Source organism: Streptomyces sp. TP-A0356 (assembly GCF_001417775.1).
Classification (GTDB): Bacteria; Actinomycetota; Actinomycetes; order Streptomycetales; family Streptomycetaceae; genus Streptomyces.
In genome coordinates, this window is sequence record NZ_BBZJ01000013.1 from 606,977 (window position 1) to 618,665 (window position 11,689).

Here is an 11,689-nt window from a genome sequence, read left to right on the forward strand (position 1 = left end):
TCAACCAGATGACGGTGAAGCAGCTGTCGCTGCCCGACCTGGCCGACGCCTGCGGTGAGCTCGGCGTCCGCAACGTCGGCCTGTGGCGCGAACCCGTCCAGTCGTACGGCGTCGAGGCGACGGCGAAGCTGGTCCGCGACGCCGGGCTCACCGTCACCACGCTGTGCCGCGGCGGCTTCCTCACGGCGATCGACCCCGCCGAGCGCGCCCGTGCGCTCGACGACAACCGCCGGGCCGTCGACGAGGCGGCGGTCCTCGGTACGGACACCCTCGTCCTGGTCTCCGGGGGGCTGCCCACCGGTTCCAAGGACCTGCACGGTGCGCGGGAGCGCATCGCCGAGGCGCTGGGGGAGCTGGCCCCGTACGCCGAGGAGCGGGGCGTCCGCCTGGCGATCGAGGCGCTGCACCCGATGTACGCCTCCGACCGCTGCGTGGTCTCCACGCTCGCCCAGGCCCTCCACCTCGCGGAACGCTTCCCCTCGCACCAGGTGGGCGTCACGGTGGACACGTACCACATCTGGTGGGACGACACGGCCCCCGAACAGATCGCCCGAGCGGGCGCCTCGGGCCGTATCCACACCTTCCAGCTCGCCGACTGGACGACCCCGCTGCCCGAGGGCGTCCTCGACGGCCGCGGCCAGCTGGGGGACGGCTCGATCGACCTGCGCCGGTGGAAGGCGTGCGTGGAGGCCGCCGGTTACACCGCGCCCATCGAGGTCGAGCTGTTCAACGACAAGTTGTGGGCACGGGACGGGCGGGAGGTGCTGGCGGAGACCGCGAGGCGGTTCATGGAACACGTGATCCGATGAGCGTGTGCCGGACACGGCAACGGCCTTGGGACCACTGGAGCTGGTCGACGGCCGATGGACGGCGGCCCGATGCCGCCATACGCTCGACCCGTACCTCTGACTGAGTCAACCGTCGCCGGCAGCCGGGGTCGATCATGACCGTTCAGGACATCCGTTCGTTCAACCGCTTCTACACGAACGTCATCGGCGCGCTGGACTACGGCCGCCATCTCTATGCTGCGTACACGCTCACGGAGTCCCGCGTGCTCTACGAGCTGGCGCACGCGCCCGCTATGGACGCGGCCGACCTGCGCGCCGAGCTCTCCCTGGACGCCGGGTACCTGAGCCGCATCCTCAACAAGTTCGAGCAGGACGGGCTGGTCGAGCGGGGGGCCTCCGACAAGGACCCCCGCCGTCGGCGGATCACGCTCACCGCGCGCGGCCGGGACACGGCGGGTTTGCTGGAGGAGCGGGCGCGGGAGACCGTCGCCGCGCTGCTCGACACCGTCTCCCCCGCCGACCGGCCGCGCCTGACGGAGGCGATGCGCACGATCCGTACGGTCCTCGGGGGCGACCGGGCCCCGCGCCCGCGGGACGTGGTGCTGCGCGACCCGGTCCCGGGCGACCTGGGCTGGATCGTGCAGCGCAACGCCGCGGTGTACGCCGCCGAGTACGGCTTCAACGCGGACTACGAGGGACTGGTGGCGAGGATCGTCGCCGACTTCGCCGAGGACCACGACCCGCATCTGGAGCGGGTGTGGATCGCCGAACTCGACGGGCGGCCGGTGGGGTGCGTGATGTGCGTGCGGGACGAGGCCCCGGCCACCGCCCGGCTGCGGCTGCTGCTCGTCGAACCCGACGCGCGCGGGCTCGGCGTCGGCGACCGGCTGGTCGGGGCGTGCGTCGACTTCGCGCGCGGCGTGGGCTACCGCGAACTGGTCCTGTGGACGAACGACATCCTCTCCGCCGCCCGCCGTGTCTACCAGCGCCACGGTTTCGTCCTCGTCGCCGAGCAGCCCCACCGCTCCTTCGGGCAGGACCTCGTCGGCCAGGACTGGCGGCTGGACCTGCTCGGCACGCCGGAGTGGCGGCCAACGGCGACAACACGCCAGTGACGAGTAGGGTCCCTGAGCATGAAACTGGCGTTCTCCACCCTCGGTGTCCCCGGCCTGCCCATAACGGACGTGGTCCGACTCGCGGCCACGCACGGCTACCACGGGGTCGAACTGCGCGCACACCCGGAGGAGCCGGTGCACCCCGGCATCGACCGGGCCGAGCGGACCGACGTGGCCGCCGAGTTCAAGGCGGGGGGCATCGAGATCCTGGGGCTCGCGGGGTACACGCGCGTGGCCGCTCCCGGTGACGACGAGCCCGTGCTCGCCGAGATCCGCGAACTTCTCGGCCTCGCCCGCGACCTGGGCGCCCCCTTCGTCCGCGTCTTCCCCGGCGGCGACACCGGCCGGAGCCCGCAGGAGGCCGACGCCGTCGCCGCCCGGCGACTGGGGACCGCCGCCGAGTACGCGGCGGACCTCGGCGTACGGATCCTGCTGGAGACCCACGACTCGCACCGCACCGGCGCGGACGCCCTCCGTGTCCTGGGCGCGGTCGGCCACCGTCACGTGGGCGCGCTGTGGGACGTCATGCACACCTGGCTGGGCGGCGAGCAGCCGCAGCAGACGTACGCGGCCCTGTCCCCGTATCTCGGCTACGTCCAGGTCAAGGACATCGCCTCCGCCGACGACAAGACCCCCCTGCCGCTCGGCTCCGGCATCCTCCCGCTGACCGAGACCGTGGAGGTCCTCTCCCGCCACGGCTGGGACGGCTGGCTGTGCTGGGAGTACGAGAAGCGGTGGTACGAGGCGGCGGCGCCGCTGCCGGAGCTGCTGGGGCAGGGACGGGAGCATCTGGCCCGGCTGGTCAACGAGTCGGCTTGAGGGGGCCGCTGTCCTCGGTGATCTCGCGCAGCACGATCGTGCAGACCCGCACCCCGGACGCGCTCCTGGGCCGGGGCACGGCCGCCGAGCAGATCGTCGGGCAGGCAGGCCCCAACCCCGGCCATCTGCGCGGCGGGGCTACGCCGGTCGCGCCGTGAGCCTCGCCGAGCCGTCCCGGCACCACTCCAGTACGGCGGGCCAGGAGCCGTAACCTGCGTCCAGGTCGAGGTGGGCGGCGCCGGGGACGATCTCGGTCGGGATGCCGAGGGGATCGCCGAAGACGGTCCGGGCGCCCTCCGGGCAGTACGGATCGTCGTCGCCCGCGACGAGGCGGGTGGGCGTGGGCAGCGTGAGGCCGTCGAGGGACGGCGGGGCGAACTCCGCCACCTCCGGGTGCCGTACGAGGACGGAGCCGGACGGTGGGGCCACGAGCAGGACCCGGTCCACGTCCACGCCCTTCAGCCCGCGCGCGACGGCGTGCAGCCACAGCACGGAGGACAGGCTGTGGGCGACGACGATCCGCTCCGAGCGGCCCGGCATCGCGTCGAGGTGACGGGCCAGTTCCGCGAGCCACACCTCCCGGTCGGGGTCGTCGGGGTCGGGCAGCTGCGGGTAGGTGACGTGGTGGCCCAGCTCGGTGAGACGGTCGGCCAGCCAGTGCTGCCAGTGGTCCTTGGGGCGGCGGTTCTGCCAGCCGTGGAGGAGGAGACAGGCACGCGGGGTGTCCGGAGTGTCGTACATGCTCATGGGCCGATCGTTTCCGATCACGGCCCCGAAGGTCCAGCCTACGGACCCGGGCGCTGTGGCCACCGCGTCCGCCGCGGGCGACGAATGCGCCTATGCCCGCCCCTACCGCTCAGAGACCGTACGCGTCCTGCCGGACCACTGGCCCAAGGTGGCGGCGCACGCGCCTCGTTGAGCACTCGCCCACCAACTTCCGGAAACGGGCCGCTTCCCGGGAACCCGGCCCGAGCCCCCTTCGTCCAATGCGCGGACTGCCGGATGAGTCTCCGCTGCGGTGTCGGCCCTCGCTGCTGGCTGCGATCGCTGACCACCCTCTCCGCCGCACGCGGCCGGCAGCACGCCGTCATCGGCGCGCCCCCCTCCAACAGCGCCGATGACGGCCCCTCGCCGGTTACTGTGCATCCCCTTGACCGGCGGAAACTTCCCGGATATTGGTGACTCTTCGGAAGTTTCCTTCAGCGTTCTCCTCCGGAAGGAGCGCATGTGCACGACGCCGGCACGGGAAGCACCAGAGCCCCCTCCAGACGCACGGTCCTCGCCGCCGGCGCGGGCCTGACCGCGGCCCTCGCCCTCACCCCGGACACCGCCCGCGCCGCCGGACACGACGACGAGCGGCTCACCACCCTGATCTCGCGGATGACACTCGAGGAGAAGGTCGGCCAGCTCTTCGTGATGCGGGTCTACGGCCATTCGGCCACCGACCCCGACCAGGCCGACATCGACGCCAACCTCAAGGAGATCGGCGTACGGACCGCCGCCGAGCTGATCGCCAAGTACCGCGTCGGCGGCATCATCTACTTCAACTGGGCGCACAACACCCGCAGCCCGCACCAGATCGCGGACCTCTCGAACGGGATCCAGAAGGCGTCCCTGGACCAGCCCCGCGGCCTGCCCGTGCTCATCGCCACGGACCAGGAGCACGGGATCGTCGCACGCGTCGGCAGGCCCGCCACCCTGTTCCCCGGCGCGATGGCGATCGGCGCGGGGGCCTCCCGCTCCGACGCCCGCGAGCTCGGCCGGATCTCCGGGGCCGAACTGCGCGCCCTCGGCATCCGCCAGGACTACTCGCCCGACGCCGACGTGAACGTCAACCCGGCCAACCCGGTGATCGGCGTACGGTCCTTCGGGGCGGACCCGGAGGCGGTGGCGGGCCTGGCCGCGGCGGAGGTGAAGGGGTACCAGGCCTCGGGGGTCGCGGCGACCGCCAAGCACTTCCCCGGCCACGGCGACACGGCCGTCGACAGCCACTTCGGCTTCCCCGTCATCACGCACAGCCGCGAGCTGTGGGAGAGGCTCGACGCGGTGCCCTTCCGTGCGGCGATCCACGCCGGGATCGACGCGATCATGACCGCGCACATCATGGTCCCCGCGCTCGACGGCTCCGGTGACCCGGCCACGCTCTCGCGCCCGATCGTCACCGGCATCCTGCGCGAGGAGCTGGGCCACGACGGGGTCGTGGTGACCGACTCGCTGGGCATGGAGGGCGTACGCCAGAAGTACGGCGACGACCGCGTGCCCGTGCTCGCGCTGAATGCCGGTGTCGACCAGCTGCTCAACCCGCCGTCCCTGGACATCGCCTGGAACGCGGTCCTCGGGGCCGTGCGCGACGGCGAGCTGACCGAGCCACGGCTCGACGCGTCGCTCCTGCGTGTCCTGCGCCTGAAGGCGAAGCTGGGGCTGCTCGACCGGCCCTGGGTCACCGCGGCCGGCGTCGACCGGACCGTCGGCATCCCGGAGCACCTGCGCGCGGCGGACCGCCTCGCGGACCGCACGACCACGCTGCTCGTCAACAAGGAGGACGTGCTGCCCCTGTCACGCCGTACGCACCCCCGGCTGCTGGTCGCCGGCGCGGACCCGGCGTCACCGTCCGGCAGCGACGGACCGCCCACCACGGTCCTTGCGAAGGCCCTCACCGCACTGGGCTTCACGGCGACCACGCTGTCCACCGGCACGGCGCCCTCGTCGGCGACGATCGACGAGGCCGTGACGGCGGCGGGGAACGCGGATGCGGTGGTCGTGGCGACGTACAACGTGAGCGCGACCGACTCGCAGCGGACCCTGGTCGGCCGGCTCGCCGCCACCGGGAAGCCGGTGATCGCCATCGCCGTGCGGAACCCCTACGACGTGGCCCAACTACCGGATGTGACGGCCTGCTTGGCGTCGTACTCCTGGACGGACGTCGAACTGCGCGCGGCCGCACGGGTGATCGCCGGGCGCGTGAGGCCGCGCGGGAGGCTGCCGGTGCCGGTGCCGCGTGCGGACGATCCGACGCGGGAGTTGTACCCCATCGGGTACGGGCTGTCGTACTAGGGCGCTTGCGCTCACCGCGACCGGAGCCTCAGCAGAGGATCCAGCCCGAGCTGACCGACCCCGGGCCCACCGATCCGCGCACCCACACGCACCGGTGCCCGGCGTGCACGACCACGGGGCCGGCGTGGTGCGTGTACCGCCCGACGTCGGCCACGGGACGGCTGCCCCGCGCCTGCACGCTCACCGACATCGCCTGCCGGCCGGACACCCGCGTCGCCACGGTGACCGCGCACACGTAACCGTCGTTCCGGTAGATCCCCACCGAGCCGGTGGAGAACGAGAGCGTGCGGACCTTCCGGCCCGAACAGAAGTCGGCGGCCTGCGCGTGTCCCGGGCTCGCCAGCGCGATCAACCCGGATGCCGTAAGTACGGTGAGACCGAGCGCCAGGCCTCGGCGTATCGCACCACTGTCCACTGTTGTCCCTCCCCGCGACCATCAGCGTACTGATGTACGGACGCATGACATGCACCGGACGGTTGCGTCGCACCGCCCCACCCCGGCGTGCATATTCTTCATGTTCAGGGCAACTCCACCGCTCTTTCTGGTGGCCAACGGGTCATCGCGCGAAAGGCGGTAGTTCATGTACCTGTCTGGAGGTGCAGCGGGACCTGACGAGGAGGAAGGTCTCCGACACCGAGGCGAAGAGCTGACCGAGCCGGTCAGGCCGTGGTCCCCACCGGCTCCTCCGGCTCCGGCTCCCCCACGAACGTCCGCCACAGCTGGGCGTACCTGCCGCCCCGGCTCAGCAGTTCCTGGTGCGTGCCGTCCTCCGCGACCCGCCCGCGGTCCATCACCACCACCCGGTCCGCGCGGGCGGCCGTCGTCAGCCGGTGGGCGACGACGAGCGTCGTACGACGTCCGGCGAGACGGTCCGTCGCCTGGTTGACCTGCGCCTCGGTGGCCAGGTCGAGTGCGGCCGTCGCCTCGTCGAGAAGCAGGATGTCCGGGTCGATCAGCTCGGCGCGGGCCAGGGCGATCAACTGCCGTTGCCCGGCGGACAGGTTGCGGCCGCGCTCGGCGACCCGGTGCAGATAGCCCCCGTCCAGCGTGGCGATCATCTCGTGGGCGCCGACCGCCCGGGCCGCTGCCTCGACCTCGGCGTCGCTCGCGTCGGGGCGCCCGTAGGCGATGGCGTCCCGGACGGTCCCCGCGAACAGGTACGCCTCCTGCGGGACGACGCCGAGCCGGTGCCGGTAGGAGGTCAGGTCCAGCGACCGCAGATCGGTTCCGTCGACGAGGACCCGTCCGCGCGTGGGGTCGTAGAACCGCGCGACGAGTTTCACCAGCGTCGACTTGCCCGCCCCCGTCTCACCGACGAAGGCGACGGTCTGCCCCGCGGGGATCGTCAACCCGACGCCGCTGAGGGCCTCTTCGTCGTCGCCGTACGCGAAGTCGACGTCCTCGAAGGCGATGTCGCCGCGCAGCGACAGCACCTCCAGCGGCTCGTCGGCGGCCTTCGTCGTGGTGGGCTCCTGGAGGAGCTCCTGGATGCGGCCCAGCGACACCGTGGCCTGCTGGTAGCCGTCGAAGACCTGCGACAGCTGCTGCACCGGCGCGAAGAACAGGTCGATGTACAGCAGATACGCGACCAGCGCGCCGGTCGTCAGCGTCCCGGCGCCCACCCGGTGGGCGCCCACGACCAGGACGGCCGCGGCGGCCACCGATGACAGCAGCTGTACGAAGGGGAAGTACACCGAGATCAGCCACTGGCCGCGGACGCGGGCCCGGCGGTAGCTGTCGCTGCCCTCGCCGAAGCGCCGCCCGCCGTCGCGCTCGCGCCGGAACGCCTGCAGGATCCGCAGCCCGGACACCGACTCCTGGAGGTCGGCGTTGACCGCCGACACCCGCTCGCGGGCGAGTTCGTACGCCTTCACGCTGGCCCGGCGGAAGAAGACGGTCGCCACGATCAGCGGCGGCAGCGTGGCGAACACGACGAGCGCCAGCTGTACGTCGATCACCAGCAGCGCGACCATGATCCCGAAGAACGTGACGACGGAGACGAAGGCGGTCACCAGGCCGGTCTGCAGGAACGTCGACAACGCGTCGACGTCGGTCGTCATCCGCGTCATGATCCGGCCGGTCAGCTCCCGCTCGTAGTAGTCGAGTCCGAGCCGCTGGAGCTGGGCGAAGATCTTCAGCCGGAGGGAGTAGAGGACGCGCTCGCCGGTCCGTCCCGTCATCCGGGTCTCGCCGATCTGCGCCGTCCACTGGACGAGGACGGAGAGCAGCGCGAGCAGGGACGCGGCCCAGACCGCGCCGAGGGCCATCCGGGAGACGCCCTGGTCGATGCCGTGCCGGATCAGGATCGGCAGCAGCAGTCCCATCCCCGCGTCGACCGCGACGAGGGCGAGACTGACCAGCAGCGGGAGGCCGAAGCCATGGAGCAGCCGCCGCAGGCCGTACGACTCCTCCGGCCGGACCGCGCGCGCCTCGTCGATGCCGGGGGTGTCGGTGGCCGTGGGCAGCTTCTCGACCTGGGCGAGCAGTTCGGGGGTCGCCGGGGACCCGGTCAGCGCGTGGTCCTTCGGCTCGCGGTCGCCGGTCCACAGGTGGGGGGTGACCCCCCGTTCGGCGTCGAACTCGGCGTCCAGTTCGTCGCGGACGGTCGTGTCCTCCTGCGGGGCCGCCGACGGGGCGTGGCCCGGGGAGACGCCGCCGAGTTCGTCGGGGTCGGTCAGCAGCCGGCGGTAGAGGGCGGAACGCGCCTGCAGCTCCTCGTGCGTGCCGATGTCGGCGAGACGGCCGCCGTCGAGGACGGCGATGCGGTCGGCGAGGTTGAGGGTGGAGCGGCGGTGGGCGATCAGCAGTGTGGTGCGGCCCTCCATGACCTGCTTCAGCGCCTCGTGGATCTCGTGCTCGACGCCGGCGTCCACGGCCGAGGTCGCGTCGTCGAGGACCAGCAGCCGAGGGTCGGCGAGGATCGCGCGGGCCAGGGCGATGCGCTGGCGCTGGCCGCCGGAGAGGGTCAGGCCGTGCTCGCCGACCTTGGTCGCGTACTTGTCGGGCAGTTCGGCGATGAAGCGGTCGGCCTGCGCGGCACGGGCGGCCCGCACGATCTGCTCGTCGGTGGCGTCGGGGCGGCCGTAGGCGATGTTGTTGCGGACGGTGTCCGAGAAGAGGAAGGAGTCCTCGGGGACCAGTCCGATCGCGGCGCGCAGCGACTGGAGGGTGAGCTCGCGCACGTCGTGGCCGCCGACGAGGACGGCGCCGTGCGTGACGTCGTAGAAGCGGGGCAGCAGCAGGGAGACCGTCGACTTGCCGGAGCCGGAGGAGCCGACGACGGCCAGGGTCTCGCCGGGGCGGATCTCGAAGGAGAGGCCGTCGAGGACCGGCCGGCCGTCCTGGTACGCGAAGGAGACGTCGTCGAACTCCACGGTCGCGGGCGCGTCCGCGGGCAGCTCCCTGGTGCCGTCCTTCAGGGACGGTTCGGTGTCGATCAGTTCGAGGACGCGCTCGGCGCCCGCACGGGCCTGCTGGCCGACCGTGAGGACCACGGCGAGCATGCGCACCGGGCCGACGAGCTGGGCGAGGTAGGAGGAGAAGGCGACGAAGGTGCCGAGCGTGATGTGCCCGCGCACCGCGAGCCAGCCGCCGAGCGCGAGCATGGCGACCTGGCCGAGGGCGGGCACGGCCTGGAGGGCGGGGGTGTAGGTGGCGTTCAGCCGGATGGTCCGCAGCCGGCCCGCGAACAGGCGGCGCCCGACCTCCCGGAGCTTGCCGGTCTCCTGCTCCTCCTGCCCGAAGCCCTTCACCACGCGCACGCCGCTGACGGCGCCGTCGACCACGCTCGCCACGGCGGCGGCCTGCGCCTGCGCGTACCAGGTGGCCGGGTGCAGCCGGACGCGGCTGCGTTTGGCGATGAACCACAGGGCGGGCGCGACGGCCAGCGCCACCAGGGTCAGCGGCAGCGACAGCCACGCCATGATCACCAGGGAGATCAGGAACAGCAGGACGTTCCCCATCGTCATGGGGAGCATGAACAGAAGGCCCTGGATCAACTGGAGGTCGCTGGTGGCCCGGCCCACGACCTGTCCGGTGGACAGCTCGTCCTGACGCCGGCCGTCGAGCCGGGTGATCGTCCCGTACATCTCCGTACGCAGGTCGTGCTGGACATCGAGGGCGAGCCGGCCGCCGTAGTAGCGGCGGATGTAGGTGAGGACGTAGACGAGGACGGCCGCGCCGACGAGGACGCCGGCCCAGGGCGCCATGGAACGGGTGTGGTTCCCGACGACGTCGTCGATGATCACCTTGGTGATCAGCGGGACGAGCGCCATGACGGCCATGCCGCCCAGGGAGGACCCGAGCGCGAGGACGACATCCTTCGGGTACCGCCATGCGTACCCCGCGAGCCGTCGCGCCCAGCCGCCCCGCTCCCCCTCGTGCGCCGCCACGCCGGTCCCTTCCTGTCGTCCTGATCTCCCGCAATGCACCAACGCGATCGGGAGCGGATTTCATCCCTCCGCAACAATTCCCGGTCTGGGCCGTCCGGGGTCAGTGCCGTGAACCGCACGAGCGGGGTCGGCGTCCCCGTCTCGACCGGGCGGCCGGAGCGGACCATCGCCCGCCGCCCGCCGCAGCTCGCGGACGTGGCCGGATGATCGGCACGGGCTCACGCGTCCGGGGCGGCGCGCAGGACGGCGGCTGACGGACCGGGGGAGTCGCGGGAGTCGCGGGAGTCGCGGCGTACGGACGGCTCGGTCTCGGAGGTGACGAGCCGGGTGCCGTCGCGGTCGACGGAGAGCGCGGAGAGTGGTTCCCCCTGTTCGAGCGACGGTCGAACAGGGGGAAGGCCCCGCGGCGGCCAGGGAGGTGGCCGCCGCGAGGGTGGCGGTGACGGTGGCGAGAGGAGTTCTCAGTCGCATGCCGTCACGGTAGGGCGAGGCGGGTGGACGAGGATGGACTCGCCCTGGATCAGGGGAAGTCCGGCCGTGTCAGCTCGCGGGGACCGCCGGGAAGGCCTCCTGCGGCCTGCTCGTGGGAACGTACGCGCTCGTGGTCGGGGCCGTCGGCACCAGGTCCTTGTGGATGGCCTTGGCCACGTCCTGGATGGTGGTGACGCCGTAGTCCATCGTGCTGTCGTCCTGGGTGAGCACGGTGATCATGTAGTCGTGACCGCGGCCGTTGAACGTGCCGACGCTGTGCACCCGCCAGCCGTGCGTGGAGCGCTGCAGCCAGCCGTTCTTGACGTGCACGGAGACACCGGAGGGCGCGCCGGCCGGAGTGCCCCAGCGCTGCGAGGAGATGACGTTCCCCATCAGCTTCAGGATGTACGACCGTGAGTTGTCGCTCAGCACCGTGTTCCTGGCGGTGATCAGCTTGAGCAGCTTCTGCTCGTCCTGCACGGTGATCTGGGTGAGGCCCCAGTAGCCGTTCGCGCCCGGCACGGTCTGCGTCATGCCGGCGGCGGCGAGGAAGCCCTTGATCTTCGTCAGACCCAGCTGCTTCCACAGCGTGCTGGTGGCGTCGTTGTCCGACTTGGTGATCATGGCCGTGGCGAGGCTGTCCTCACGGCTCGTCAGATAGCGGTTGTGCTTCTTGGCGTCCCACAGCAGCGTGGAGAGCACGGTGACCTTGACGACGCTGGCCGAGTCGTAGGCGCTGGTGCTGCGCAGCGAGCACGTGGTGTTGGTGGAGCGGTCGTAGAGGCCGACCGCGACCGTCCCCTTGCGGCTGGCGAGAGCCGCCGTGATGTCCTTCTGCAGCGCGGCGGCCAGGCCCGCCGTGCCCGACGTACAACTGACCGTCGGGCCGGCGGCAGCGGCGGGCGCAGCGGCCGCCGCGAACGGTATGAGCATCCCGGCACCGAGGCTCGCGCTGAGCACACGGGCACGCCGGGACATCCGGTGAGTCATGGAAGTCCCCATCCCCTTGGGTGGATTAGGACGTGCCCCAGGGCACGCCCGACCCTCATG

General features: G+C 72.0%; 9 protein-coding genes. 5 read left to right on the forward strand and 4 right to left on the reverse strand.

Annotation, left to right across the window (positions count from 1 at the left end; all coding sequences use genetic code 11):
• The first annotated feature begins 8 nt into the window (after positions 1-8).
• The 4 genes from ASC56_RS05900 (at position 9) to ASC56_RS39435 (ending at position 2,880) form a co-directional block, all read left to right on the forward strand.
• Entirely contained in the window at positions 9-809 is an 801-nt protein-coding gene (locus ASC56_RS05900; RefSeq protein ID WP_055490194.1) for a sugar phosphate isomerase/epimerase, read from the forward strand.
• A 134-nt stretch (positions 810-943) separates the two neighbouring features.
• Positions 944-1,903, forward strand: a complete 960-nt coding sequence (locus ASC56_RS05905) for a bifunctional helix-turn-helix transcriptional regulator/GNAT family N-acetyltransferase (protein WP_055490106.1) — start codon at positions 944-946, stop codon at positions 1,901-1,903.
• 18 nt (positions 1,904-1,921) lie between these two features.
• On the forward strand, positions 1,922-2,722 hold the full coding sequence (locus ASC56_RS05910; protein WP_199835929.1) for a sugar phosphate isomerase/epimerase: 801 nt from the start codon (positions 1,922-1,924) through the stop codon (positions 2,720-2,722).
• Positions 2,719-2,880, forward strand: a complete 162-nt coding sequence (locus ASC56_RS39435; RefSeq protein WP_371330035.1) for a hypothetical protein — start codon at positions 2,719-2,721, stop codon at positions 2,878-2,880. Before ASC56_RS05910 ends, ASC56_RS39435 begins: the two co-directional genes overlap by 4 nt.
• Here ASC56_RS39435 and ASC56_RS05915 read toward each other — a convergent pair.
• Positions 2,861-3,463, reverse strand: a complete 603-nt coding sequence (locus tag ASC56_RS05915; RefSeq protein ID WP_055490195.1) for an alpha/beta hydrolase — start codon at positions 3,461-3,463, stop codon at positions 2,861-2,863. The two genes, ASC56_RS39435 and ASC56_RS05915, sit on opposite strands and share 20 nt — an antisense overlap.
• A 486-nt stretch (positions 3,464-3,949) precedes the next feature.
• Here ASC56_RS05915 and ASC56_RS05920 point away from each other — a divergent pair, with 486 nt between their 5' ends.
• On the forward strand, positions 3,950-5,776 hold the full coding sequence (locus ASC56_RS05920; protein WP_055490108.1) for a glycoside hydrolase family 3 protein: 1,827 nt from the start codon (positions 3,950-3,952) through the stop codon (positions 5,774-5,776).
• 28 nt (positions 5,777-5,804) lie between these two features.
• Here the strand turns inward: ASC56_RS05920 and ASC56_RS05925 are convergent, their stop codons facing one another.
• From ASC56_RS05925 to ASC56_RS05935, 3 genes are all read right to left on the reverse strand, one after another.
• Positions 5,805-6,191 (reverse strand): hypothetical protein, encoded by a 387-nt coding sequence (locus tag ASC56_RS05925; protein ID WP_055490109.1) that lies wholly within the window; start codon positions 6,189-6,191, stop codon positions 5,805-5,807.
• A 245-nt stretch (positions 6,192-6,436) separates the two neighbouring features.
• Positions 6,437-10,168, reverse strand: coding sequence for an ABC transporter ATP-binding protein (locus ASC56_RS05930; RefSeq protein WP_055490110.1), 3,732 nt, complete (start codon positions 10,166-10,168; stop codon positions 6,437-6,439).
• A 540-nt stretch (positions 10,169-10,708) separates the two neighbouring features.
• Positions 10,709-11,629 carry a serine hydrolase gene (locus ASC56_RS05935; RefSeq protein WP_055490111.1) on the reverse strand — a complete coding sequence of 307 codons (921 nt, stop codon included), beginning with the start codon at positions 11,627-11,629 and terminating at the stop codon, positions 10,709-10,711.
• Between the last annotated feature and the right edge of the window lie 60 nt (positions 11,630-11,689).